This window comes from Kitasatospora sp. NPDC101108, from assembly GCF_055584725.1.
In genome coordinates this window covers 1-24,971 of record NZ_JBVJLM010000032.1, presented here as the reverse complement: position 1 = coordinate 24,971, position 24,971 = coordinate 1, and the positions used below count along the sequence as shown (strand labels likewise).

Annotated in this window: 23 protein-coding genes and 1 pseudogene; 10 read left to right on the top strand and 14 right to left on the bottom strand. The window is 72.5% G+C overall.

The genetic code is table 11. The features are described 5' to 3' along the window. Positions 1-350 precede the first annotated feature (350 nt). Positions 351-1,001: a C39 family peptidase gene (locus ACZ6Z8_RS36255; protein ID WP_465614264.1), complete on the top strand. Its 651-nt coding sequence runs from the start codon at positions 351-353 to the stop codon at positions 999-1,001. A gap of 136 nt (positions 1,002-1,137) precedes the next feature. On the opposite strand, the gene ACZ6Z8_RS36250 is transcribed toward ACZ6Z8_RS36255, so the two are convergent. The 5 genes from ACZ6Z8_RS36250 to ACZ6Z8_RS36230 are packed head-to-tail and all read right to left on the bottom strand — an operon-like array spanning position 1,138 to position 6,786. Then, positions 1,138-1,359, bottom strand: a complete 222-nt coding sequence (locus ACZ6Z8_RS36250) for a DUF4334 domain-containing protein (protein WP_465614263.1) — start codon at positions 1,357-1,359, stop codon at positions 1,138-1,140. Beyond that, complete coding sequence (locus ACZ6Z8_RS36245) at positions 1,356-2,006, bottom strand: class I SAM-dependent methyltransferase (protein ID WP_465614262.1); 651 nt, start codon at positions 2,004-2,006, stop codon at positions 1,356-1,358. Before ACZ6Z8_RS36245 ends, ACZ6Z8_RS36250 begins: the two co-directional genes overlap by 4 nt. After that, on the bottom strand, positions 2,003-3,718 hold the full coding sequence (locus ACZ6Z8_RS36240; RefSeq protein ID WP_465614261.1) for a hypothetical protein: 1,716 nt from the start codon (positions 3,716-3,718) through the stop codon (positions 2,003-2,005). The genes ACZ6Z8_RS36245 and ACZ6Z8_RS36240 overlap by 4 nt, the downstream gene beginning before the upstream one ends. Beyond that, positions 3,715-4,680 carry a hypothetical protein gene (locus ACZ6Z8_RS36235; RefSeq protein WP_465614260.1) on the bottom strand — a complete coding sequence of 322 codons (966 nt, stop codon included), beginning with the start codon at positions 4,678-4,680 and terminating at the stop codon, positions 3,715-3,717. The genes ACZ6Z8_RS36240 and ACZ6Z8_RS36235 overlap by 4 nt, the downstream gene beginning before the upstream one ends. Before the next feature lie 18 nt (positions 4,681-4,698). Then, on the bottom strand, positions 4,699-6,786 hold the full coding sequence (locus ACZ6Z8_RS36230) for a glycosyltransferase (RefSeq protein WP_465614259.1): 2,088 nt from the start codon (positions 6,784-6,786) through the stop codon (positions 4,699-4,701). A gap of 255 nt (positions 6,787-7,041) precedes the next feature. On the opposite strand from ACZ6Z8_RS36230, the gene ACZ6Z8_RS36225 reads away from it, so the two are divergent. Continuing rightward, entirely contained in the window at positions 7,042-7,989 is a 948-nt protein-coding gene (locus tag ACZ6Z8_RS36225) for a TIGR01777 family oxidoreductase (protein WP_465614258.1), read from the top strand. Between the two features lie 97 nt (positions 7,990-8,086). Beyond that, positions 8,087-8,926 carry a PH domain-containing protein gene (locus ACZ6Z8_RS36220; protein ID WP_465614257.1) on the top strand — a complete coding sequence of 280 codons (840 nt, stop codon included), beginning with the start codon at positions 8,087-8,089 and terminating at the stop codon, positions 8,924-8,926. On the opposite strand, the gene ACZ6Z8_RS36215 is transcribed toward ACZ6Z8_RS36220, so the two are convergent. Then, positions 8,916-9,350: an SRPBCC family protein gene (locus ACZ6Z8_RS36215; protein ID WP_465614256.1), complete on the bottom strand. Its 435-nt coding sequence runs from the start codon at positions 9,348-9,350 to the stop codon at positions 8,916-8,918. The genes ACZ6Z8_RS36220 and ACZ6Z8_RS36215 overlap by 11 nt on opposite strands. Positions 9,351-9,529: 179 nt before the next feature. Here ACZ6Z8_RS36215 and ACZ6Z8_RS36210 point away from each other — a divergent pair, with 179 nt between their 5' ends. Further along, positions 9,530-11,167 (top strand): alpha/beta hydrolase, encoded by a 1,638-nt coding sequence (locus ACZ6Z8_RS36210; protein ID WP_465614255.1) that lies wholly within the window; start codon positions 9,530-9,532, stop codon positions 11,165-11,167. A gap of 30 nt (positions 11,168-11,197) precedes the next feature. On the opposite strand, the gene ACZ6Z8_RS36205 is transcribed toward ACZ6Z8_RS36210, so the two are convergent. Next, positions 11,198-12,694: an MFS transporter gene (locus tag ACZ6Z8_RS36205; protein WP_465614254.1), complete on the bottom strand. Its 1,497-nt coding sequence runs from the start codon at positions 12,692-12,694 to the stop codon at positions 11,198-11,200. A 625-nt stretch (positions 12,695-13,319) separates the two neighbouring features. Between ACZ6Z8_RS36205 and ACZ6Z8_RS36200 the strand changes: the two genes are divergently transcribed. From ACZ6Z8_RS36200 to ACZ6Z8_RS36190, 3 genes are all read left to right on the top strand, one after another. Continuing rightward, complete coding sequence (locus tag ACZ6Z8_RS36200) at positions 13,320-13,880, top strand: anthrone oxygenase family protein (protein ID WP_465614253.1); 561 nt, start codon at positions 13,320-13,322, stop codon at positions 13,878-13,880. Positions 13,881-14,246: 366 nt separating this feature from the next. Beyond that, the gene (locus ACZ6Z8_RS36195) at positions 14,247-14,606 is read left to right on the top strand and encodes a hypothetical protein (RefSeq protein ID WP_465614252.1); all 360 of its coding nucleotides are present in this window, start codon (positions 14,247-14,249) and stop codon (positions 14,604-14,606) included. A gap of 17 nt (positions 14,607-14,623) precedes the next feature. Further along, positions 14,624-14,974: a hypothetical protein gene (locus ACZ6Z8_RS36190; protein ID WP_465614251.1), complete on the top strand. Its 351-nt coding sequence runs from the start codon at positions 14,624-14,626 to the stop codon at positions 14,972-14,974. Here ACZ6Z8_RS36190 and ACZ6Z8_RS36185 read toward each other — a convergent pair. Beyond that, positions 14,944-16,509, bottom strand: coding sequence for an MFS transporter (locus ACZ6Z8_RS36185; protein ID WP_465614250.1), 1,566 nt, complete (start codon positions 16,507-16,509; stop codon positions 14,944-14,946). The genes ACZ6Z8_RS36190 and ACZ6Z8_RS36185 overlap by 31 nt on opposite strands. A gap of 113 nt (positions 16,510-16,622) precedes the next feature. Between ACZ6Z8_RS36185 and ACZ6Z8_RS36180 the strand changes: the two genes are divergently transcribed. Continuing rightward, complete coding sequence (locus ACZ6Z8_RS36180) at positions 16,623-17,597, top strand: helix-turn-helix transcriptional regulator (protein WP_465614249.1); 975 nt, start codon at positions 16,623-16,625, stop codon at positions 17,595-17,597. Here ACZ6Z8_RS36180 and ACZ6Z8_RS36175 read toward each other — a convergent pair. The 4 genes and pseudogenes from ACZ6Z8_RS36175 to ACZ6Z8_RS36160 form a co-directional block, all read right to left on the bottom strand. Continuing rightward, positions 17,525-17,704 (bottom strand): annotated as a pseudogene (locus ACZ6Z8_RS36175) (Lrp/AsnC ligand binding domain-containing protein); the annotation flags it as partial. The gene ACZ6Z8_RS36180 and the pseudogene ACZ6Z8_RS36175 overlap by 73 nt on opposite strands. A gap of 133 nt (positions 17,705-17,837) precedes the next feature. Continuing rightward, positions 17,838-19,238 (bottom strand): M64 family metallopeptidase, encoded by a 1,401-nt coding sequence (locus ACZ6Z8_RS36170; protein WP_465614248.1) that lies wholly within the window; start codon positions 19,236-19,238, stop codon positions 17,838-17,840. 76 nt (positions 19,239-19,314) lie between these two features. Then, positions 19,315-20,037 carry a hypothetical protein gene (locus ACZ6Z8_RS36165; RefSeq protein ID WP_465614247.1) on the bottom strand — a complete coding sequence of 241 codons (723 nt, stop codon included), beginning with the start codon at positions 20,035-20,037 and terminating at the stop codon, positions 19,315-19,317. Between the two features lie 92 nt (positions 20,038-20,129). After that, positions 20,130-20,894 (bottom strand): hypothetical protein, encoded by a 765-nt coding sequence (locus ACZ6Z8_RS36160; RefSeq protein WP_465614246.1) that lies wholly within the window; start codon positions 20,892-20,894, stop codon positions 20,130-20,132. 438 nt (positions 20,895-21,332) lie between these two features. Between ACZ6Z8_RS36160 and ACZ6Z8_RS36155 the strand changes: the two genes are divergently transcribed. Together ACZ6Z8_RS36155 and ACZ6Z8_RS36150 are read left to right on the top strand one after the other, a co-directional pair. Next, a complete protein-coding gene (locus ACZ6Z8_RS36155; protein ID WP_465614245.1) occupies positions 21,333-21,821 on the top strand; it encodes a GNAT family N-acetyltransferase in 489 nt (162 codons plus the stop codon). Next, positions 21,818-22,564: a hypothetical protein gene (locus ACZ6Z8_RS36150; protein ID WP_465614243.1), complete on the top strand. Its 747-nt coding sequence runs from the start codon at positions 21,818-21,820 to the stop codon at positions 22,562-22,564. Before ACZ6Z8_RS36155 ends, ACZ6Z8_RS36150 begins: the two co-directional genes overlap by 4 nt. A gap of 28 nt (positions 22,565-22,592) precedes the next feature. On the opposite strand, the gene ACZ6Z8_RS36145 is transcribed toward ACZ6Z8_RS36150, so the two are convergent. Continuing rightward, complete coding sequence (locus ACZ6Z8_RS36145) at positions 22,593-23,189, bottom strand: hypothetical protein (RefSeq protein WP_465614242.1); 597 nt, start codon at positions 23,187-23,189, stop codon at positions 22,593-22,595. A gap of 304 nt (positions 23,190-23,493) precedes the next feature. Further along, positions 23,494-24,036 (bottom strand): hypothetical protein, encoded by a 543-nt coding sequence (locus ACZ6Z8_RS36140; RefSeq protein WP_465614241.1) that lies wholly within the window; start codon positions 24,034-24,036, stop codon positions 23,494-23,496. Positions 24,037-24,971: the final 935 nt, after the last annotated feature.

The following is a 24,971-nucleotide window of genomic DNA, read 5'->3' as shown; positions in this document are numbered from 1 at the left end:
CGACGTCTGGACGTGGGAGCGCTGCTCCCGGCGATACGACAAGCCTTGAACCCGTGTCACCGTGAGGTGGGGCGGGCGAAGCCAGGGTTCGAGGGGAGGGGCATCCGGGGATGCCGTCGCCCGCCTCCAGGCCGACGGTAGCCGACGGGATGTCCAGTCCTCGGACGTGGGACGTCATGGGAAGGAGCTGGGCCATGGAAAGCCACGAGGAGATCCTGAACGGTCGGAGATGTCTGCAGTCGAGCCCGCGATGGCCCGTTCCACCCGCGGCCTCGTCACCTGCCACCGCACCGAACGCCCCGACGCAGCCAGTGCGGGGTCGGCTGCTGAGCAGGCGGCGCGGCAGGCTGGTGGCGGCCGTCACCGCCGTCCTGACCGGCGCTGTCATGGTGACCGGTGCGCCTCCGTCGAGCGCCGTCACCACCGCCGTTCCGGCCTACCAGCAGCAGTTGGGCAACGACTGCGAGGCGACCGCCCTGCGGATGGTGCTGGCGGCACATGGGGTGCAGGTGTCCGATCAGGACGTGCTCGCACACATCGGCGTCGACCTGGCGCATCCCCGGGCGGGGGTCTCCGGGCCACTGTCGGGGGACCCGTTCCGGGCCTTCGTGGGAAGCCCCAACGGATCGGAAGCGGCCGGTACCGGCTTCGGCGTCTACTACCCGCCGATCGCCCGGGCCGCACAGTCCTACGGCCTGTCCGTGGCGGCGGCCGGACAGGGGATCTCCCCCGCCCAGGTGCGCAGCGCGGTTGCCGCGGGACACCTGGCGATCGTCTGGGTCGACTACAACTGGCGTGACGTCGCGGCGGGCTCGTACACCGCGTACGACGGCCGCGTCGTGCCCTACGCCGGTCCGTCCGAGCACACCGTCGTCGTGACCGCGGTCAGTGACGGCCAGTACCTGGTCAACGACCCTTCGCGTGGCCAACTGCCGATCAGCGGGGCGGCCTTCGCGGCCGGGTACGCCAGCTACGGTGACATGGCGGTCATCATCGACTGACAGTGATGGGGCCTCCGGCCAGGCTCTTGACGGCTGCGAGAGGAACAGCGGCTCCTGGATCGATCTCGCTGACGCCATCGAACAGGACGCCACCGGAGGTTGGGCGGCCGCGGTGCGGGTTGTGCCTCGCGGGGCGTCAACTGCGCTGGAGTGCGAAGTAGAAGAGCTCCTGTGCCGGGGACACCTGGCCTGCGTTGACCATGATGCCCATCAGCGTCGCGTCGTCGGCTTGTTCGAAGAAGTCGACGACGGGCTCGGCCTGGTGGACGAGCGCAGCGGTCAGTTCCCCGCGGAGCGGCAGCGGCTGGAGGCTGCCGCCTCCGCCGGCGGTCTCGGTGTCGCTCGGTGCGTCGGTCACGCCCCGAAGGGCACGTAGGTGTACCAGGGCGGGGTGCAGGGGTGGTACGGGCGTCGCAGGACGGCGATGCGGTGCACGTCCTCAAGGGTCCAGTCCAGGTTGGCCGTGAAGTAGGCGATCGCGTCGCGTACGGCCGGCAGCTGGTAGTCGTCGACGAGGACCATGCCACCGGGCCGGATCAGCCGGTCGAGGTAGTGCAGGTCGGCGAAGACGCTCTCGAAGCGGTGGTCGCCGTCGACGAAGGCGAGGTCCATGCTGCGGCCCTCGTCGACCATGCGCGGTAGTTCCAGGCTGGAGTCGCGGGGGCGGAAGTCCACCAGGTCGGTGAAGCCGAGGGTGCGGACCGCGCGCAGTCCGGCGCAGTGGTAGTGGTTCGCCTGGTGGGGATCGAGGACCACGTGGCGGGGACCGGTAAGGCCGTTGCGGCGCAGGCCGTCGCACAGGTACAGGGTGGAGATGGCGTTGGCCATGCCGGTCTCGACGGTGCGCTCTGCGCCTTCGGCGCGGACGGCGTGGCGTAGCAGGTCGCCCTGGCTGCTCTCGATGCTGTCCGGGTACAGCGGCATGAGCACGTCGTCCTCGCCCACCACGTAGCCGATGCGCTCGGCGGCCTGGACGTAGGCGTCGACTGTGGTGGGCGCGGTCATGGGGTGCTGTCCTCGCGTCGGATCCGGAAGTAGTCGTCTGCCCAGCGTCTGAGCTCGGCGCGGGGCCGGGCCCATTCCCAACACCCGCCGGCGCCCCGGCGCAGGTCCCGGTCCGGGTCGAAGGACAGCTCCTGCAACCGCACGGTCGCCTGGTGGTAGTTGCGGTCCTGCTGCCGGCCGTGCCACAGGCTCAGCACGGCGCCGTCCAGGTGGCCGAGGAAGCTGCGGATGTGCGGGTAGGCGGTGTGGGCCCAGGACTGGTAGTGGCGGCTCAGCGGGCTGTCGTGCAGGCCCATGCAGGTGCTGTTCACGTCGCCGACGAAGGCGTGGGCCATCAGGTGGTCGCCGGTGCCCGAGAGGCAGGCGTCGTACAGGCCGTGCTCCTCGATCCAGTCCCGCCGGCCGGCCCAGGCGTATCCGGTGTGGCCGTGGTCGGCGTAGCAGGACCAGGCCAGCGGGTCGGGGTCGAGGTGGAAGCGATGAGCGAAGGAGAGCAGGACCTCGCCGCGCAGGTGATAGGCCGTCTGTCCGGCGGCCAGACGGATCGCTTCGGTGAAGGGTTGCACGACGGTGTACTGCGTCAGCAGGTCGGAGGTGCGGGCGAGCCAGTCGGGTTCGGAGAAGAAGACGTCGCCGTCGATCCAGGCCAGCTTGCTGAAGCTGTCCGGCAGCGTGTGGGCGAGGAGGTTCAGCAGCCGTTCCTTCTGCCACAGCACGCTGTTCGAGCGCACCTGGAGGACCTGCTCGCCGGCCGGCAGCTCGAAGGGCCGGTCGCCGAAGGCGCACTCGACGCATCGCCAGGCGGCACCCGAGCGGTCCAGGGACTGGAGGAAGGACAGGACGTTGCGCCGACGGGAGCGGTAGCCGCACGGGTTGAAGTACGAGGTGAGGATGCAGATGTCGGCGCGGGGGCGGTAGTGCTCGGCCGGGCGTACGGCGAGCGGGATCCGGTGGCCGGGTCGGCGGACGGGGGCGGGGCCGGGATCGGCGGCGCGCTGGTCGAGCAGTTCGCGGGCCCAGGCGGGCGCCGAGTCCTCACCGGTCAGGTGGCGGTGCCCGGCGCGGCGGTGGAAGGCCCAGGCGGCGAGGGCGTCGGCGAGGTCCGCGAGGGCGCCGGTGGACAGCTGGGACAGCGTGGCCTGCGGGTCCAGGCGCACGGACGCGGCGAGGGTGTCGAAGGTGCCGTCCGGTCCGAGGGGCGGCTGCTCGCGCTCGTGCACCGCCTGGAGGACCTCGCCCACGCGGGCGTGCTGGGCCTCCTCGGTGCCGAGGAACGCGGCGAGCGCACGGCGGCCGGTTTCCTCGTCGGGGAAGACGGCGATGCCGTCGTCGTCCGCGAGGGCGCCGTAGTCGCGGGTGAAGGGGCCGCTGGGGAGCAGGCCGGGGTTGCAGGTGCGCCAGGCGCGGCTGCCGTCGACGCGCAGCTCGCCGGGCCGGCGTACGTACTGGAGCGGGCCGTGGCGGCCGGCCGCGGTCGAACCGGTGGGTGGGGCCGACTGTCGGGCGAGCTGCTCGCGCAGGGCCCGCGCGGTGTCCTCGGAGGCGAACAGGGCACGCGCGCTGTACTCCTCGGCGAGGCGGGCCTGCGCGGTGCGACCGGTGGCGCGCAGTCGGTCCGCGCAGCGTGACAGCTCGTCGGCCGCGGCGCGGTGGCGCACGGGCGCGCGGAGGGTGGCCGGCCAGGCGGTGGGCGGCGCGGTGGGGCCGGTCATGGTGCGCTGTCCTCCTGACGACCGTCGAAGTAGGCGCGGACCTGCTCGTGCAGGGCGGGCTTGTCGGACGCCCAGCCGAAGACGCCCTGGCTGTCGGCCGCCAGATCACGCCGGGGGTCGAAGTCGGCGGCGGCGAGGATCCGCAGCCGCTCGACGTGGCGGCGCCTGGCGGCGCTGCCGTGCCACAGGGTGGTGACGGTCTGCGGTACCCAGCCGACGCGGCCCTGTACGCGCCGGTGCAGGCGTAGCGCCCAGCTGTGCCAGGACTCGCGCAGGGCGGCGGGGAGCGGGCGGACCAGTGGGTGCTCGAAGTACCCGTAGGCGGCCAGCGCCAGCATGGTGTCGGCGCCGCCGACGATCATCGTGTCGAACAGGCCGGGATCTTCCAGCAGTTCGCGGCGGGCGGCCCAGGCGACTCCGGGCTGGGCCGAGGACCGGTCGAAGCGGAACGGCTCGGGCAGGCCGGCGTCGACGGCGTAGGCGATGCCCGGCCCGCTCAGCTTGCCCAAGTCCGGCGTGCCACCCGTGGGCGGGGCGGCTTCGACGACTTCGCTGAACAGCTGTACCAGGTCGAACGACTCCAGCAGCCTGCAGGTTCGCGGGTACCAGTCGTGGTCGGGGAAGAGGACGTCGGCGTCCACCCAGGCCACCTTGTCCACCGCGGGCGGCAGGCTCGCGGTGGCGAGGTTGAGCAGGCGCTCCTTGTGCCACATCACGTGTCGGCCGGTCAGGCGCAGGTGGCGGGGATCGTCGGCGGGGAGCTCGAACTGCCCGTCGAAACTCAGCTCGACCAGCCGGAAGGGGACCTGCAGGGCGTGCATTCCGGCGAGGAAGGTGTGCAGGTTGGCGCGCCGGGTGCCGTACCGACAGGGGTTGAAGTAGCAGGAGACGACCGCCAGTTGGCCGTTCAGGTGGGCGAGCCGTCCACGCACCGGTGGTGGTGGGACGAGTCCGGGGCGCATGACGGTCGTACCGTCCGGTCAGCACGGCCCGGCGGCCAGGACGTGGTCGACGTAGCCGGGGTCACCGAAGCCCTGCGGCCGCGCGGAGGCCGGCACCCGTTCCCACCTGGTGGTCCCGTGGCTGCCGCCGGCCGGCACGTCCACCACCAGTCCTCCGCCGGAATCCAGCACGATCCGGAACTCGTGCAGGGGCAGGTGGAAGGCGTCGCGTCCGCCCCAGCCGTTGTAGCCGCGGATGGCGTCCAGTTCGAGCTGTCCGAGCGCCGCGGGGGCCACCGCGAAGCCGCTGGAGGTGAACGCGGGAACGGTGACCCCCACCGGCGGCTTGCCGGCGGCGGTCCTGGCCGCGTTGAACGCAGTCACCAGGGCCTGGAAGCCGTGCGCCGCCTGCACCTGGGCCGGGTACCCGCGGGCCAGGGCCAGCTTGCTGGTGAACTGTCCGATTCCCCCGGTGACGTTGGCTCGCCAGCTCCACACCTGGTCGTCGGTGGGCGGAGGGGTGGTGAGCTGCATGATGCCCACCCCTCCGGCGTTGTCAGCGCTGAACAGCGGGCAGCCGGAGGTGCCTCCGTCGGCCCCCGCGTCGAACTGCCGGCAGCGCGACTCGTGGCGGGCGATGCGCCGCAGCACGTCGTGGGGTAGCGCCGCGTGCAGGGTGGCGGCCGGCGGGTTGGTGCCCACGATGGACAGCTGCTGCGAGCGCGCGGTCAGCAGGCGGCCGCCGACCGTCGCCTGCACCTGGATGGCAAGGCTGCCGCCGCGTACCAGCGGGAAGGCGATCGTCAGCGGGGTGCCGTGCGTGGTCTGCGTGATGGGCGGCGGGTTGATGGTCCGGTGCGGTCCGTGCCGGCAGGTGCTGGCGTCGAAGGAGATCCGGACCGTCCAGTGGAAGTCGGTGGCGGGCGTCGGATCGGGGGTCACCCCGGTGATCCGGGCCTCGGCCACGACGGTCGGCATCCGGGCGTCTCCGGTGATCGCGAACGTCTGGCCCGCTGTCGGGCGTACCAGGCCCAGGACGGGCGTCTGGGGCGGGACGCCGGTCGGATGGGGTCCGCCACTGGGATGGGGTCCGCCACTGGGGCGGGGACCGCCACTGGGCGTGATCGACAGGTCCAGGGGCAACGCGGGGGCGGGGAACTCCGACACGTAGGGCCAGTCGAGGGAGAAGCGGCGGGCGTACCAGAACTCGTCCCGGCTACGGCTCCCGTGCAGGTAGGCCCGCTCCTGTTCGACACTGGCCTTCGCCCGGTCGAAGGTGAGCCAGGCACGTGCCCACAGGCTCTCCGGAACGTCCTCGGACACCTGCAGTTGGCGCTGCGCGGTGGCTTCCAGCCACTGCCGCCAGGTGCCTTCGGTGTAGTTCTTCCGCGCCATTCTGAGCTGGTTGGCGAGGAAGTGCTCCGGCGGTACGTCGTAGTTGTCGAAGGACTCGCGGAACCGGTGTCCGACGGTCGCCTCCGGATCGTGCAGGATCCGATGACCCATGAGCCAGCACTTGAGCCCGAAGTCAAGGTCCTCGACCCCCCAGAACAGCATGTCCCGATCCATCCCCCACAACTTCTCGTACAGCTGACGGCTGATCGCGAACGCACATCCGATCAGGCTCGGGGACTCGTACAGCCGACGCCGTCCCACGGAGACGGCCGTCATCTCCGGCAGGTCCAGCCATCCGCAGTCGAGTGTGCCCAGATCCAACCGGTAACCGTGGCCGGCCTGCAGCGGGTCGTTGATCCAGCGTTCGACGTCCAGATTCAACAGGCGCGGCGTGGCCACCGCCTGTCCGTCGGTACGCTCCACGTCCTCGACGAGCCGACGCAGCGAGCCCGGTTCCGGTTTGGTGTGGCCGTCGAGGAACACCAGCACGTCTCCGCGCGCGGCGTCGGCTCCCATCGCCTTCGTCGGGGAGGCCCCTCGGCGCCGTGGGCTGTGCACGGTCCGAACCCTCGGGAGGCTCCGCTCGACCTCCTCCACCGAGCCGTCGTCCGACGCGTCGTCCGCCACGACGATTTCGGCGTACAGATCACCGAGCACCTGGATGCACGACCGGACGGTACGCAGAAGCACCGGGCCCTCGTTGTAGGCGGAAATCACCAGGCTGGTGTGCATGATTCCCCCATGCGCCGAACTGCCGTCCTCAGGCTGCGACTACCGTTCGTGCCCGCGTCATCCCGCGGGTGACCGTCGGCCCGGTCGAGCCGGGCGAGGAACCGTCCAGGTGGACGTAATTCAACGTACCGACGAGGCCTCCGTTTGTCGCGCCGTACCAGGCGGCATGGCGCGCATGCGAGGCCGCGAAGGGCGTTGAATTGAACGCGTTCAATTATCCCGCTAGGCTCGCCGCCAGAGATGAGGGGGAAAATCATGAAGATCGTCATCCCCGGCGGCTCCGGCGCGCTCGGGACCCTGCTCGACCGCAGCCTGACGGCCGCCGGGCACCAGGTCGTGGTGCTGAGCCGACGGCCCGCCGGGCCCCGGCAGGTCGGCTGGGACGGGTGCGGCCCGGGGGCCTGGACGGCGGAGATCGACGGCAGCGACGTCGTCGTCAACCTGGCCGGGCGCAGCGTCAACTGCCGCTACACGCCGGAGAACCAGCGGGCCATGATGGATTCCCGGGTGCACTCCACCCGGGCCGTCGGCCGAGCGATCGCCGAAGCCCGCAGACCGCCCGCCGTCTGGCTGCAGATGAGCACCGCCACCGTCTACGCCCACCGGCACGACGCGCCCAACGACGAGCTGACCGGCCGGATCGGCGGCGGCGAACCCGACGCCCCCGCCTCGTGGCGGTACAGCATCGACATCGCCCGGGCCTGGGAGGACGCCCAGACCCAGGCCGACACCCCGCACACCCGGCGCCTGGCGCTGCGCACCGCCGTCGTCCTCGGCCCCGAGCGCGGGGGCGCCTTCGACTCGCTGTCCTGGCTCGCCCGGCTCGGCGTCGGCGGACCGATCGCCGGCGGCGCGCAGTACGTGTCCTGGATCCACGACCAGGACTTCGCCCGCGCCGTCGAGTTCCTGATCGAGCACGAAGAGCTCAGCGGCCCGGTCAACCTCGCCGCCCCGAACCCGCTGCCCCAGCGCGAGTTCATGCGCGAGCTGCGCGCGGGCTGGGGCATGCCGCTGGCGCTGCCCGCCGCACGCTGGATGGCGGAACTCGGCGCGTTCGCGCTGCGCTCGGAGAGCGAACTGCTGCTGAAGAGCCGCCGCGTCGTGCCCACCCGGCTGCTGGAGGCGGGCTTCGCCTTCGCCCACCCGGACTGGCCGCAGGCCGCCCGCGACCTGGTCCGGCGGCTGCGCGGCCGACAGTCGTGACGCGGGTTCGTCACGGCGGTGTCACAGCTTCACGCCGGCGGTTGCCGGGGGCCGGTCCCACTCGGGAGCGTGGGGGCGGCGAAAGGGGGGCCGGGACGTGGTGCGACTGTGGTTCATGCAGCAGCGGGGGGAGTTGGCCGGCGTCGGCTCCGTGCTGGGGCTGGTGGTGGCCGTCGCCCTCGCCGGGACCGGGACGGCCGGTGGGGGAGCGGCCTTCCTCGTGATGGCGGCGATCGCCGCGGTCGCGGCCTTCGGCGCGCCCCACACGTACTGGCTGCGCGTGGACGAGGAAGGGCTCACCCTGGTGCGGTTGCTGGTGCCGCGCCGCTACGCCTGGGCGGACGTCCGGGGGCTGGCGATGGAACTCGGCCGGGACGGGGAGAACGACGGCCATCACCTCACCCTGCGGCTGCGGCTGGCCGAGCCCCCCGGCCGCTTCTGGGGCCCGCGGCTCGGCCGGATCGACGTCACCGACGAGGACACCCCGGAAGGCGTCCCGCCCAGGGCGCTGGCCGAGCTCTTCGCCGTCTTCGTCGAACGCGAACTGTCCGTCGACCTGCGGGAGTTCGCCAACGAGGTGCTCAGGGTGCGCGGACTGCCCCAGCTGCCGCCGCTGCCGCTCTGGACCCCGCCCGCCGACGGGGCGCCCGCCCCGGAGCGGGCCTACGCGGACGCGCCGGGCATCGAGGAGGAGCGGCGTGAGCTGCTGGCACTGGGAAGGACCGTCAAGCGGCGGGTGCGGCTGAGCCGGGAGTACCTGGTGCGCAGCGCGGCGCTGGCCGACCGGGTGTTCCTGCGCGACGGGGACGGCCTGGCGCTGGCGATCGCGCTGGCGGAGGCGGAGCGGCTGGTGGAGCACGACCGGATCAGGGTCGAGGGCGACCAGCGGCACTACGTGCGCCAGCAGTACCTGAGCCGGCGGGCCCTCAGCGCGTAGCGGGAGCCGTCGCCAGCAGGTGGTCCAGCACCCGGCCGAAGACGAGCCGCCCGGCGAGCGCGACCGCCGGGTCGAACAGCCGGGGCAGGCCGGTGATCCGCAGCTCCTCGGCCCAGACCACCTCGCTTCCCGTGCCCGCCGCGCGGATCCGCAGTTCGGCGCTGCCGCGCACCACCCGCCCGCGCTTGGCCAGCCGGCAGTGCGCGGGCTCCGCCAGCTCGACCAGCTCCATCGGGTCGTCGAAGCCCAGCGGGCCTAGGGCCGTTCGCGCCAGGATCACGTCGCCGGGCTGGTGCCCGGTGCCCCGCACCACGCTCACCCGGGTGAACGGCACGCGGTCGCCGTGCCGGGGCCAGGCGGTGAGCCGCGCCCAGCACTCGGCGGGCGGCAGCGGGCTGCGGCGGGTCAGTACGAATCGGGCCATGTCGCAGCCTAACCGGGCGGGCTGACGCCGGGGGTCGTGGCCGGGGGATCGTGGCCGGGGGATCGTGGTCGGGCGTGGGCCGTCGTCGGGCCGTGATGAGGCCGGAGGAATAGTCAAAGCTCGGTAAAGTCCGGTTCACCCCCTGGATGTGCCATTGCACATGTCACATCATGCCTCCCATGAGAAAAGCCATCGCCCTCCTCTCGGCCGCCGCGGCCGTGGCCACCCTCGGCGGGGTTGTCGGCCCCGCTGCTGCCGTCGAGCCCGACGGCCCCGACCTGGTCGACTCCGGCCAGGGCACGCTCATCTGGAGCTCCTGCAACGACACCACCACCCCGGCGCTCCAGTGCGCCATGCTCGACGTGCCGGTGGACTACGCCGACCCGCGCGGCCGCAAGATCAGGATCAAGCTCAACCGGCTGCCCGCCACCGCCCCCAAGGACAAGCAGCAGGGCCCGATCCTGCTCAACCCGGGCGGCCCCGGCGACTCCGGGCTCTGGATGCCCGCCTACATCTCCGGCCAGATCCCCGCGGACGTCGCCTCGACCTACGACTGGATCGGCTTCGACCCGCGCGGCACCAACAGCAGCGACCCCCATGTCATCTGCGACGCCCACTACTTCGACGCCGAGCGTCCCGACTACCAGCCGGACCAGGGGACTTCGAAGGCCTGGCTGAAGAAGGCGGCCGGCTACTCCGCCGACTGCGCGGCCGACTGGTCCTGGCTGCTGCCGCACATGACCACCGTCGACAACGCGCGCGACCTGGACAGCATCCGGCGGGCGCTCGGCGTACCGAAGATCAACTTCTACGGCGGCTCCTGGGGCACCTCGCTCGGGTCCACCTACGGCCAGCTCTTCCCCTCACACGTGCGCCGGATGGTGCTGGACAGCATCGTCGGCCCGACCATCAGCTGGTACGACCACAACATCCTCCAGGACCAGGAACACCAGCGCCGCTTCGACGCCTTCGCCGAGTGGACCGCCAAGGCCGACTCCGTCTACCACCTCGGCACCGACGCCAAGGCCGTCGAGCAGGCCTACCACCAGGTCGAGGACGCCCTGCGCAAGGAACCGGCGGACGCGGCCCCGGCGGCCGGCAGGATCGGCCCCGCCGAGTTCGAGGACACCTTCTACAGCGGCGGCTACAACTTCCTGCGCTGGCCCCGGATGGCCACCGTGCTCTCCGCCTACCTCACCCGGCACGACACCCGGCCGCTGACCATCGCCTACAACAAGTACGCCGCCCCCGGCACCGACGACGGGGCCTTCCCGGCCTACAACGCCGCCCAGTGCACCGAGAACGCCTGGCCGCGCGACTGGGAGTTCTGGAAGAAGGACCAGGCCAAGGTCAACGCCACCGCGCCCTTCTACACCTATAACAACATGTGGTACAACGCCGCCTGCATGTTCTGGCCCTACCAGGGCAACCCGGCCGGCCGACTGAAGATCACCGGCAAGAACCTGCCCCCGGTCCTGCTCTTCCAGGCCACCGAGGACCCGGCCACGCCGTACCAGGGCGGCCTGGCCATGCACGACGCGCTGCCCGGCTCCAAGCTGGTCGTCCAGACCGGCGGCAGCTTCCACGAGATCCTCTTCCACGGCAACGCCTGCCTGGACGACACCTTCACCGCCTACCTGCGCGACGGCAGCCTGCCCCAGGGCAAGGGACGGATCGCCAAGACCTGCGCCCCCGAGGCCGACCCGGCCCCGGTCTACGTGACCCCGCCGCCCGCCACCGCCAAGGCGCTGACGACCGACCGGACCGGCCCGCTCCCGCCCACCGACCCGGAGGCCGTGCGAGGCGTTCTCCGCTAGGGCCTGTCCACCGGACCCTAGCGCCGGAACCTAGACGCTCTCCGACGGCGTGACGGCACTCAGCGGCGCGGCCAGTGATTCCAGGCTGCGCCGCTCGGCCTTGATCCCGATGGCGGCCTCGACCAGGCCGGCGGCCGTCATCAGCGCGGCGCCGATGCAGAAGGCGAGGGTGGTGTCGGAGACCTTGCCGCTGCTGACGAGCCCGTTGAAGAGCAGCGGGCCGCTGATGCCGCCGACGGCGGTGCCGATGGCGTAGAAGAAGGCGATGCACAGCGCCCTGGTCTCCAGCGGGAAGATCTCGCTGACCGTGAGGTAGGCCGCGCTGGCCCCGGCCGAGGCGAAGAAGAGGACGGCCGTCCAGCAGCCGGTCATGGTGGTGGCGGAGAGTGAGCCGCGCTGGAAGAGGGCGGCGGTGGCGAAGAGCAGGATGCCGGAGCCGATGTAGGTGCCGGCGATCATCGGCTTGCGGCCGATCGAGTCGAAGAGGTGGCCGAGCAGCAGCGGGCCGAGGAAGTTGCCGACCGCGATCACCGCGAAGTAGTAGCCGGTGTCGCCCTCGGGGACGGCGAAGTACGTGGTCAGGATGGTGGCGTAGCCGAAGGTCACCGCGTTGTAGAGGAAGGCCTGGCCGATGAAGAGGGAAAGGCCGAGGGTGGTGCGGCGCGGGTAGCGGGCGATCACCGTGCGGACGATCGTGCCGAAGCCGAGGGCTTCGCGTTCGCGGATCAGGATCGGTTCCCCAGTGACCGGTGGCAGCGGGTGCCCCGTCGCCTGCTCGACCGCCTCCTCCGCCTCGGCCACCACCTCTTCGGCCTCCGCCGCCCGGCCGTGGGTGAACAGCCAGCGCGGGCTCTCCGGGACGTGCCGGCGCACCAGCAGGATCACCAGGCCCAGCACCACGCCGATGCCGAAGGCGAGCCGCCAGCCGAGGTCCGTCGCGAACAGCGAGGTGTTGAGCAGCGCGATCGAGGCGAAGGCACCGATCGCGGCACCGACCCAGAAGCTGCCGTTGATGATCAGGTCGACCCGGCCGCGCACCCGGGCCGGGATCAACTCGTCGATGGCCGAATTGATCGCGGCGTACTCGCCGCCGATGCCGAAGCCGGTGAAGAAACGGCAGAGGAAGAAGAACCAGGCCGTCCAGGAGAGCGAGGTGACGGCGGTGGCGGCCAGATAGACGGCGAGAGTGACCATGAAGAGTTTCTTGCGGCCGAGCCGGTCGGTCAACCAGCCGAAGAACAGCGCCCCGGTGCAGGCACCCGCCACGTAGACGGCGGCCGCGATGGTGGTCACCTGGGCGGTGGTGATGCTGATGCCGCTGCCGTTCTGGGCGAGCCGGCCCGCCATGTTTCCGACGATCGTCACCTCCAGGCCGTCCAGGATCCAGACGGTGCCCAGCCCGATGACGATCCGCCAGTGCCAGCTGGACCAGGGCAGCCGGTCGAGGCGGGCGGGCACGTCGGTGGCGATCACCCCGGGGGGTGGCTGCCGCCTGGCGCGCTGGGAGGGCTTCGACGGATCGGTCATGACGGGCCTCCTTCGCCGGCCGGCTGCCTGCCGCGTGCTGGTCACGTTCGGTGAACGGTGGCGACTCCCTCGTCATGATGCCCCGGTGGCGGCCGGGGCGCCGCTCGGGCGGGTCGGTCGGGCGGCCGGCGGGTGGCGAAGCCGGTCGGCACGGGAACGACCCGCGATCCGCAGGAGTACGGCCAGGGTGCCGCGGGCCAGGGGCGCAGCGCTTCCAGCCCCCGAGCAGCAGGAGGACGCCGGCCGGGAACAGGGCGAGGACGAACGGCAGCGGGATCAGCAGGTGTGGGGCGGGTAGGGCGGGGCCGCCCCGGCGCGGAACGCGGAGACGTGTTCTGCCATCCGGCCCCGGGCCGAGCGGCCGGGTGACGCTGAGCTCTCGGCCCCGGACGGGGTGGGCGGCGTAGACGCTCACGCATGGACGTGAGCGCGGCGGCTATGGTCCGTCGGCTCGGGTGGCCGTTGAATCGACGGCAGGACGACGAACCGGTCGGGCCGGGGAAACCACCGGAACCTGCGGAACGTGTCTGACCGGCCGGGCGTTCGGTGCGCCCTCGGCGGGCCGGTGTCAGGGATTCCTCCGGGTCTTCGAGCGAGGGTGGTCATGAGGGCTGGTACGCGTGTGATGGACCTTCCGGTCGGTGCGGAGCACGGGAGTTGGGCGCGCGGGGTCGGGCCGGGCAGGGCCGCCGGTCCGGTGCTGGTGGGTGCCACCATCGCGATGGGGCTGATGGCGGGGCTGTTCTTCGCCTTCGACGTGTCGGTGATGCCGGGTCTGGCGGCCGGTGACGACCGGACGTTCGTGACGGCGATGCAGCAGATCAACAAGTCGATCGAGAACGGCGTGTTCGGTCTCGTCTTCGTCGGCGCCTTCGTCGCGACGGGCGCCGCGGCCTGGCTGCAGCACCGGGCGGGCCGTCGGCGGGCGGCGCTCTGGGCGGCCGCGGCGACCGTGCTGTACGTGGTGGCGCTGGTGGTGACGATGGGGGTCGACATCCCGCTGAACAACGAGCTGGCGGCGGCCGGGGACCCGTCCAGGATCCACGATTTCGCCGCCGTGCGGGCCGAGTTCGAGGGCACGTGGGTCGCGACGAACATGCTCCGCACCGCACTGTGCACGGCGGGTCTGCTGGCGCTCACCCGCTCCCTGGTGCTGCACGGACGGTTCAGTCGCTCGGGCCGCTGAGCCGGGCGACGGCCGTCGCGTCTCCCCGTGCCCGTCCGCCTCGCGCGGGCGGGCACTTCGCGCGCCCGAGGGTGCCTCCCGGGTCGGCGGCCCGTCGTCGTCGCCCGTCCCGTCGTCGCCCGTCCCGTCGTCGCCGGTCCGCCCGTCGGCGAACCGTGCGTGCCGGTGTCGTGAGCCGTCCCGTGCGCCTGGGTGTGCGCCGGTGCGCCGGTCGGGTGCATGCGCTCAATTCACTTGGCGAGACACGAAGTTGGCGCTTTTCGACGGCGTGGTGGAGCATGGGCGGAAGTCCGGTCTGTTGCGGCGCGCCCGCGCCCGGCCGAGGCGGCACGCGTACGGCGAGAGGAGGCGGGTCCCGTGGGTTCGGTGGGACGTCCGTTTCTGGTCCGGGGGAGGGCGGTTCCGCTGGCCCGGTACCTGGCGGAGGAGGACATCGAGGGCCTGGTGGCCTGCTCCTGCATCGGCAACGAGGTCACCATCGACCTCGCCGACACCCGGATCCTGGTGAACCTGGCCGACGTCGGCGGGGTGGTGGGCCTCACCTTCCACATGGTCCAGGACGGCCCGGCCAAGGCCCGTTCCTGGACGCGCCGGCTGCCGAGCGACACCGCCCCGAGGGAACTCGCGGCGAGCATAGCCCGGGACGTCCGGACGCTGGAGCGCGAACTGGCCCCCCTGCGGCGCCGCCCGCCGGAGGGCACGGAGCGCCGCTGGCCCGCCGTCTGAGGCCATAGGGTGTGGTCGTGGACCGTGATCACGCCTACCCCTTCGCCGACGGGCACAACATGCTCTGGGAGCTGGAGGGTTACGGCTCCGACGACCGTCAGCACTCCTCCCGCCGGCTCGGGCGGGAGGAGTACCTGCGGATCCGGCACCTCTTCGCCGCCGAACTCGGGGACGACGACTGGATGATGGCGGGTGGGTACCCCGTCCCGGCGCGACTGTGGCGGCCGCTGGAGGAGCTGCTCGGACCGCTCGGCTTCGCGGACGGCCTGGACTACTTCCTCGGCGGCCGCCAGAACCTCCCCGACGGGCGGATCTGGCCGCCCGCCCCCGACCGGGCTCAGCCGCCGGGCCGGACGCCGCCGACCTGACGGGGCTCCGGCACCGCCCGGTGGGGCGCGAGCGCGAGGTGGGTGAGTACCGCACCGAGCGCGGAGAGCCCCGCGAGCACGAGCCCGAGGGTGTGGAAGGCGTTGGTCAGTCCCTCCGTCAGGGCGGCCCGGTGCGCTTCGGCCAGCTGTCCCTGGACGGCCTGCCCGGCGACGCGGGTCGCCACTGCGGCGGGGAGACCGTCGCCGCTCAACCGGGCGGCGGTGAGCGCGGTGAGCAGCGCGGAGGCCCCGGCGACGGCGACGGACTCGCCGGTGATCCGCATGGTGTTGAAGATGCCCGCCGCCGCTCCGGCGTTCCCGACCGGGACGGTGCTGACGGCGGCGTTGTCCATGACTCCGAACGCCAGCCCCACCCCGGCCCCGAAGGGCAGCAGGGCCAGCGCCAGTTCCGGCCACGAGCCGTTGCCGCGCAGGGTGGTCAGGAGCAGTGCGCCGATCGCGATCAGCCCGGAGGCGCAGGTCAGCACCGTCCGTACCGAGGTGCGGGCGGCCAGCCGGCCGGCGGCGAGCGGCAGCAGCAGCACCGGGGCGGTCATCGGGAGCAGGAGCAGTCCGCTGGTCAGGACGGTGCGGCCGGCGACGCCCTGGAGGTAGGCGGGCAGGTAGACCAGCAGGATGACGAAGCCGAGGGTGACCGTGAAGGGCTGGCAGACCACCGCGAGGAACTCGGGCCGGCGGAGCAGGCGGACGTCGAACATCGCCCGGTCGCCCCGGCGGAGTTCCACCACGGCGAACAGCGCCACCAGCGCCACGGCCGCGAACAGCGGCAGCAGGGTGCTCGCGGCGCCCCAGCCCGCGGACCCGGCCCGGACGAAGCCGAAGGACAGACAGGCCAGCCCGGCGGTGAAGGCGACCGCCCCCGCCACGTCGAGAGCGGGCCGGTCGGCGGAGCGGGATTCCGGCGCGCGGGTCGCGCACAGCCACGCGGGTACGGACATCGCCGCGACCAGGACGAACACCGAGCGCCAGCCGGCCGCGTCGACCAGGGCTCCGGCGAGCAGCGGTCCGATCGCCAGGCCCGTACCGAAGGAGGAGCCGAGGACCCCGAAGGCCAGCTGCCGACGCCGCCCGGAGGTGGAGTGGGCCAGCACCGCCGCGCCCGAGGCCAGTACGGCCGCGGCCCCGCACCCCTGGAGCGCCCTGGCCGCATCGGCGACGGCCATCGACGGCGCCAGCGCGACCAGCAGGGACACCGCGCCGACCAGGGCGATGCCGGTCAGCAGGACGCGCCGTCGGCCGAGCCGGTCCGCGAGGCTGCCGGCCGCGAGCGGCAGGGCGGCGAAGGTGATGTTGAAGGCGTTCAGCATCCACTGCGCGGCGCCGACCGAGGAGCCCAGGTGCGCCGCCATGTTCGGCAGTGCGACGGCGGCGCCGGTCACGGAGAACGGCAGCATCATGCTCGCGGACGCGACCGCGACGACCGTGGGCCAGTAGCCGCGGCCGCTGTCGTCCGCGGGTCGGGAGCGGTCCGCCCCGGGGCGGCGGGCGGTGGTGAGGGAGGAGGGAGTGGACATGCCCCGATCGTCGACGGGAGCTGTCGGGGCATGAAGTGTCCGCCGTTCCCTGGGAACGACAGGGCCACCCTCCGGTCGCCGCTCGTCCGCCGGAGCCCTCCATACTGGGGCGCATGGCCAACAGGAACGCGATCACCGGCAGCCTCGGCGACTACCTGCGCGCCCGGCGCGCCCTGGTGTCTCCGGCCGACGCGGGCCTGCCGGAGACCGGCCGCCGCCGGGTGCCCGGCCTGCGTCGCGAGGAGGTCGCGGAACTCGTCGGGCTCAGCACCGACTACTACGTCCGGCTGGAGCAGGGGCGCGCCGACCGTCCCTCGGACGAGGTGCTGGACGCGCTCGGCAGGGCGCTCCGGCTCGGGCCCGCCGAGCGCGCCCACCTGTACGACCTGGCCCGGCCGCCCCGCCGGGCGGTGGCGAGGGCGGCGGCCGCCGGACGGAGCGAGGAACTGCGGCCGGCACTGCGGCAGATCGTCGAGGCCATCCCGGTCAGCCCGGCCCTGATCATGAACGACCGCAACGACGTCCTGGCCTGGAACCGGCCGGCCGCCGCCCTGATCGCCGACTTCCCCCACCTGGCCCCGCGCGAGCGGAACATGGCCCGGCGCATCTTCCTGGACCCGGACGCGCGGGAGGTCCACCTCGACTGGGACGAGGCCGCGCGCACCACCGTCGGCATCCTGCGGATGGCCGCCGGACGGCACCCGCACGATCCGGAACTCGTGCGCCTGGTCGGCGAACTGTCCCTCGGCAGCGAGACCTTCCGCCGGCTGTGGGCCGGCCACCACGTGCACGAGAAGACCCACGGCCCCAAGCGCTTCCGGCACCCGGCGGTCGGCGACGTCACGCTCGACTACGAGACCTTCCACGTGCCCGGTGCCGACCACCACCTCCTGGTGGTCTACACGGCTCCGCCCGGAAGCCCCGCCGAGGAGGCGCTGAACCTCCTCAGTGCCCTCACCGGCTCCGACCAGGACGTGCCCGTCCGGGCATGTGACGACCACTCGCCGGTCAGCGGTGGGAGCGGCCGCTCGAAGAAGGTTTCCAGGCCCACCGTCGCCTGCGTTCCGCTGACCCCCTCGACGGCGTAGATCCGGCGCAGCACGTCCTGCAGCTGCTCGGTGGTGGCGGTCCTGACCTTCACCGGCACCGAGGCGCTGCCGGCGATGACGTGCGCCTCCAGGATCGGGACGACGGCCCCGGTGGTAACCGGCGCCCCGGCGAACCCGCCGGCCGCCCGCCTCGGGCCCCTTCGCGCAGGCGGACGGCGGGCAGGCTCCGGCGGGGCGTGCGCCGTCAACGGCCGGCCGGACGGCGCCTGGTGGGGCCGGTCAGCGCGTCACCAGCCAGGACAGACTGCCGGTCAGGTCGGCCCGCAGCGCCGGGTCCGCGACCGCCGGGGTCGGGTCGGTGGCGACGGCGCTGAGCAGGTGCGGCCGGGAGCGCGGGCCGGTCAGGTGGAGGGCGTCGAGGTCGAGCGCGGTGCGCCCGCGCAGCCGGGGCTGCTCGCGTCCGTCCAGGTACCAGCGCAACACGGTGCCGGGCACCGGCAGGTCGACGGTCAGCCGGTCGGCGGTGGTGAGCCAGCTGCCGGTGGGGGTGGGGCTGGTCAGCGGGGTGGCGTGGCGGTAGAAGCCGGCGATCATCGCCTCCCGGCCGGGCAGGTTGAACTCCCGTCCGAGCGACCGCATGATCGAGTTCTCGGTCGGCCGGTAGAGCCCGGTGGGGTAGTAGCCGCCGCCCTGGTAGGTTCCGACCGTTCCGCCGTCGGGCGAGGACTGGCCCAGCCAGCGGGCCCACTTGGTGCCCTGGTCGCTCATCCGGTCGGCGGTCAGCGTGCTGAGGTTGGCCTCCGGTGGCTCGTCGCCCTGGTAGGTGCCCTGGCCGTCGTAGGCGTACTCGTCGGCCAGCTTGCCCAGCGAGTGCCCGGTCTCGTGCACCGCGATCTGTCCGGACCTCGCGTTGCCGCCCGCGACGGTGGCGATGCCCTCGTAGCCCACCGGGGACTTGACGTCGTTGTAGCCCGCGCCGCCGTACTTGGCGCTGTTGGCCACCACGATCACCAGGTCCGCCTGCGGGGCCTTGGCGGCGTAGCGCTCGACCGCCTTCTCGTCCACGCAGAGCAGCCGCTCCACGCCGTCGCACCAGAAGTAGGAGCCGAGCGCGGTGTGCCGTACGGTCGCCCGGTCCGGATCGCCGGTGACGCCGGACTCGGGGGAGACGGCGGACACCGCCCAGACGTTGAACAGGCGCTGGTAGGTGGCGTACGGCTCGACGGCGGTGATCTCGCGCCACTTCTCGGCGGCGTCGGTGCGGAACTTCCCCTGCTCCTGGGCGGAGTAGCCGTCGCCGACCACGACCACGTCCAGCTTGGTGGCCGGGTCGCCGTTGCGGACCAGGGAGGTGACCTCGCCGTCGCCGTCCGGCGCGGCGAGGCCGGCGGCCGGGGCGGCCAGGTAGGGGGAGGCGGTCGGGGCGGTGGCGCGGGAGATGCCGCCGTCCTCGGCGAAGACCTCCACCTGACGGCGGGGTGCGTCCGCCGTCGGCGCGCCCCGGCCGTCCGCTGCGGTACCGCGGCCGTCCGCCGGTGCGCTCCAGGCGGGGGCGGCGCCGAGCAGGGTCGCGGCGAGGGCGGCGGTCAGCAGGGCGGACGCGGCTCTGGCCGTGCCGGTGGTCCTGGCCGTACTGGCGGTGCTGGTGGTCCTGCTGGTCCTGGTGGTCCTGGCGTGCACGAGGGTCCTCCCGGTGGACGGTGGGTGTGGGGAGGGTCCTTCCCTTGTTCGGGACCTGACAACCGCTCAGCAGCTCTCAGCGCCCGCGGAGTGCCTCCGCCAGGGTGTGGGCCTGCGCCTCCGTGATGCCGAGCGCCAACGGGATCTGCCGGGGGCTGTAGTTCGAGGAGCAGATCGGGATCGGGCTGTCCGGGGTCAGGGACCAGCGCGGCTGCCGCTCGGGCTCGCCCAGCAGCTGAGCGGCCAACCCCCCGACGGCGTCGGGCCGGAACCCGACCGCCGTCAGCGCCTCGGCCACCGCCCGCCGCGCCTCCTCCACGGGCGTGTCCGCGTCGCCGAGCGCCGGGAGCAGGAGCAGGAAGCGCTGGGCGTGGTCCTGGAGCCCTTCGGCGCCCGGGTCGCCCTCGGAGCGCGCCAGGTTGACCAGCTCCGGCCAGGAAAGTCCGGGGCCGGAGCCGTGCGGGCCGAACTGCCCGAGGAAGCCGAACCGGCCCCAGGCGGGGTGGTGGACGAGGAAGTCGGTGTCGCACTCGTCCTCGGAGTTCTGGTAGACGACGCAGGCGGTGTGGCCGTGGCGGAACGGCACCCGCAGCAGCAGCGTCGGCGTCTCGGTGACGAACAGCCGCTCCACCATGGCGTCGTAGGCGTCGCGGGCGATGCCGTACGCCTCCGGCTCCTCCACGTCGTGCCCCAGGGTCAGCAGCAGGTGGGCGAGCCAGAAGGCGGGCTCGCTCGCGAGGTCCTCGCCCGCGAGCAGCTCTTCGTCCTCGAAACCGGGAAGGTGCGGTGCGGCAGTCATGCGGGGAGCGTAGTGCGGGGGTCGGACAGTGCGGCGGGGCGGGGTGGGCGGACGGGTGGGCAGACAGACGGGTCGGGTGGGCGGCCGGGCGGTCAGATCTCCTCGATGGCGTTGTAGCCGAAGTAGACCGCGAGCAGCCAGAGGGCGGCGCCGATGACCAGGCTGACGTCCAGTGGCCACTGGACGGTGATCAGGACGGCCGAGCCGATGGCGGTCGCGCCCGCGGTGACCGCCGCGGTGCCCGCCAACGCGTTCACCCGCCGTACCAGTTCGTCCAGGAAGCCGCCGGCGAGCACCAGGGCCACCCCGGCGCCGATGACCGCGCTGAACTCGATCCACTTCAGCCACGGGAAATTGAGGGTTCTCGCCCGGTGCCCGTGGTAGCTGACCTCCAGCACCTTGCCCCGCAGGACCTTCAGCTCCACGACGGTGCCCGGGCTGACGTCCTCGTAGAACGCCTGGCCCACCGTGTAGTCGTCGGCCGGCGCGGTCTCACGGGCGACGGTCAGCTTGTAGGTGGTCGAGTTGTCATCCGGCTCCTCCCACTGCTCCGTCACCCGGCCGCTCTCCACGGTCGCGCAGAGCGCTCCGGGCTGCGCGGCCGGGGTCGCGCAGGTCGGCACGGTCCGGTAGAGGTGGATCTCCTGGAAGACATCGACGAACCGGACGAAGCCGAGCACCGTGACGGCGATGCCGGCGAGCAGGAACGGGACGCAGGCCAGGGCCAGGAGCAGCCTCCTGCGGATGCTCGGTGAGGCTGCGGACTTCTTCAGGCTCGTCGGCTTCGTCGGTTCCGTCGGTTCCTGCGGCTCACCCGGCGGCGGGGCCGCGTCCCGGGGGATCGAGTCCTCAGGCATCGCCACCGTCCGGCGTCCGCACCGCCCGCACCGCACGCACGCTCCGCGTGATCATCGGCACCCCCACCGGTCGCACCCCTCCCGCCAGCTCCGTTCGTGCCCGGTGCCAGGCCGGGCGCAGACCGGATCATGCCAGGGAAAGGTGACGAGCGCGAGGAATTCCCTTCGCTCCGGCCGGACTTGTGAGGCGAACTTCGCCGGAACGCTCAGCGAGTGCGCCGGTGAACGCCGGCCGCTACATCGGCCGGTTCTCCCCGTACACCGGGTGATGAAGATCAACGACCTGCTGCGCCGGCAGGTCCGCGAGAAGGCCGGGTTGGTGCCCCGCCCACGGGCACACCGGCTGACGTCGGTGCCGGTCCGAAACCCCTTGGACGGCATAGGGACCAGCTTGCTGAAATGGGAGACGGCCTCTGCTGGAGTCGAAGGGATGCGGCGATGACCGAGATCAGGCTGCACCTATCGGTGCGCGGCCTCACCGACGCGGATCTGCCGGCCTGCACCTGGGCCGGCTCACCCAAGCACGTGCGCGAGCTCGTCCACCAGATCCGCCGCGCCGAGGCGGGCGAGATCGACTACCTGGCGGTCTGCACGCCGCTCGGGCTCCCGGTGGCGGTCGGCGGCGTCGACTACACGGTCGAGCCCGGCGCCGGCACGCTCTGGCAACTCAGCGTCCACCCGGCCCTGCAGTCCTGCGGGATCGGCACGCTGCTGGTCCGCTCCGCCGAGGATCGGATCGGCGCCCGCGGCCTGACCCGCGCCGAACTCGGCGTCGAGGAGAGCAACCCGCGCGCCCGCGCCCTCTACGAACGCCTGGGCTACCGGGCCTTCGCCCGCGAACTCGACTCCTGGGACGTGGAGGCCGAGGACGGCTCGCTCCAGCGGTACGAGACGATGTGCACCCTGATGCGCAAGGACCTGGCATGACACTGGACTTCACGGCCTTCGTCGTCGATGCGACGGCCGACCCGGCCGTCGTGGGGCTCGTCCTCAAGGGCTCCCGGGCCCATCACGGCATGACCACCCGTCACTCCGACCACGACCTCTACGTCATCCTCGCCGACGATGCGGCGAGCGAGCTGGCCGCGCTCGACGGCTACCGCTCCGCGCGGCTCGACCTGGTCGTCACCACCCTCGAACGGTTCCGCCGGCCCGCCGCCTGGGAGCGGTACGCCATCGCCCGCTCCCACGTGCTGGTCGACCGCTGCGACGGGGAGGTCACCCGGATCGTCGCCGCAATGGGACGGCTCGACGCCGAGGAGGCCCTCCGGTCCGGCGCCGCCCTGCTGGACGCCTACGCCAACGCGCTCTACCGCTCGGTCAAGAACCACCGCGACGGCAACCCGCTCGCCGGCCACCTCGACGCGGCCGCCGGCGTCGGATTCCTGCTCGACCTGCTCTTCGCCCTGGACCGTCGACCGCGCCCCTACAACAAGTACCTGGCCTGGGAGCTGGACCGGTTCCCGCTGCCCGGCTGGGAGAGCGCCGCCCTGCTGGACACCGTCGCCCGGATCACCGCGACCGGCGAAGTGGCGCCGCAGCAACGGCTCTTCGCCCGGGTCGAGGCGGCTGCCCGGGCCGCCGGCCACGCGGCGGTGCTGGACGCCTGGGGCGAGGACCTGCTCCTGATGCGGCCCCACGCGGACTCCCCGGCCCACCGTCCCTCCTGACCTCGGGAGCGTCGAGAGCCTGGTGCGGCTACTTCGCCCAGCGTCCCATGGTCGGTGCGATACCGATCAGGCACTCGATGCCGGTCCGGAAGCCGATGAGGGCGTAGGCGGTCAGGCGCAGGTGGCCCTCAAGGCAGACCAGGTTGTCCTGCCTCTCGCCGACGACGATGAGCGGAGGAAGCCGCTCGCCCCTGAGGATCGCCTGGGCCACGTCGACAAACGGTTCGTTGGAAACGTCGAACGTCCGTAGTCCCGCCTTGATGCGTGCAGCCGCGTCGGTCGGCCGGCGGCTGCCACCCGACAGTTCGACCCAGTAGGAATGGTCGAGGTAGCGCACGCCGGCCGCCTCGTCGGCGGACAGGAGTGCCCTGGTCCACGTGACCTGAGTGGGGAAGTTCTCGAACAGATCGCGGTTCTCGCCGTACCCGCGCGTCGCAGCGAGCAGAGTGCGACGTGTGAAGTTCGCTCCGGCGTCGGAGAGGTCCGGATGCGTCAACAACCGATCGGCCTGCCCGGCCGCCGCCAGGTGGGACCGGAGGTTCTCGCCGAACCTCCGGCTGGACAGCTCGCCGCGCAAGAAGCAGGCGACCATCTCGTCCTCACTGCTCATGCGCAGTACCTGCACGGCCGTCAGCCTAGGGCAGATCCGCTCGGGCTCGCCAGAAGTCCGCGTGCGCCGACACCGTGGACGGTTTGCCCGGTCGGGGCGGATGATCCGCTCATGCCGACCGAAGAGGAGCCCGATTCCATGGAGGCGCGCATCGCGGCCGCGTCCACGGGCGCATGGAGTCCTGTGCCGGAGGCCCGCGGTGCGACGGGCCGGGCGACTGGCGGGGCGACTGGCGGGGCGAGCTGCATTCAAGCCAAATCAGCCTCTCGGGGCTGCGATCCGGGCTGCGAGGTCGGCGACGCGGCGGTCCTGGACGTGCTCAAGCTTCGACCTGTATCCAGCTGTCACCGGCGCGGAGCCAGAGGAAACCGTCGCGACCCTGGGCGCAGCGCATGACCACCGGGCCCGGCAGTCGCAGCTTTTCCTGGGCGGTGATCACCCAGGCGTCGCCGATGAGTTCCGCGCGGCTCAGCTCGACGGCGGGACGGTTGTGGGACCGGCGGCTGAGGAGCATCCGGGTGCCGCGGACGGCGATGCCGTCGGTGTCGCTCAGCGGGTTGCGGTAGCTGGTGACGTCGCCGGTGGCGGGATCGACTCGGGACAGGAAAGCACCCTTGTGGCTGTACCAGGCGAGCCAGGCTGCCGCCTCCTCGGTGGCGCCCGCGCTTCCGCCCAGGGGCCACACCGGGAGCCGTCCCCGAGGGCTCCAGGTGAGGGTGCCGTCGGTGCCCCAGCGGGCCAGACCGGCGCTGGTCTCCGGGTGGTCGCCGTAGATGCCCTCGTCACCGTACGAGGTCCAGATGCCACCGTCGCGGTCGGTGATGAGGTAGTCGATGTCATCGCCGATGCAGAAACGCCTCACCGGGTGTCCCTCGGGGGAGTACACCACCGCGTTCCGCTCCCAGGTCCCGTTCTGGTCCTGGCATGTCCGGCCTGACGCCAACAAGAACCGTGTCCCCGGAAGCAGGGCCAGGTGTCGGGTCCACGCGGGGATGCCGGAAACGGGGGTGCGGTCTTCCGTCCCGCCCGAGATCACGACCAATACGCCGTCACACGGAGCCGTCACGCTCCATCCGAGCCATCCCTTGACATACGGGGAACGGCGCAGGTCCCGTTCCTGGACCAGCATCACCGCGAGTTCGTTGCTCGGTCCGACGCTCCACGACAAGGCTCGCCATCCGGCCCGGGCGTCCTCAGGAGGCAGGCTCCACACGACCGGCAGTTCGCCACGCGTCATCAGCATTCACCCTTTTGGACTCCAGGCGCTGATGGCGCCCGAAGGGGTGGACGCTACCGGGCGGCGGCTGCAGTGCTTCGACCGGCCCCCGCGCTCAGCAGTGCCCGCCGGTCAGGCCGCGCTCCTGTCGTCCGGGTGTGCCCCTGGTCGTCCGGGTGTGCCCCTGGGCCCGCGGGGGTGGCTGCTGCCGTTCGGCGGGGATAGGTCGGTCACCCGTTCAGTCCAGCGGGGACGACACCCTCCCTTATGGTCCGGTGGTCGGTCGCTGCCGTGCGGCTCCGTTGGGCCGGTCACCCGTTCGGCCCTGGGCGCGACCGCCCGGGTGGGGCGCCGGCGGGAGGGGTCGGCGGCGCGGTGTGGTGCGGGTGTGTGGCGGGTGTGGGTGGGGGTGTTGGGTCTGTTCGGGGTTCTCGGGTTGGGTGGTTGGGTGGTTACTGCAGGTACCGTTTCGGGTGCTGTGTGTTCATCGTTGTTGGGTGGGTGGTGTCGGGTTGTGGGTGTGGTCGGGTTGGTGTGGGGTGGTGGAATCGTTGGAGGATCAGCGGTACGACTTTCGAATG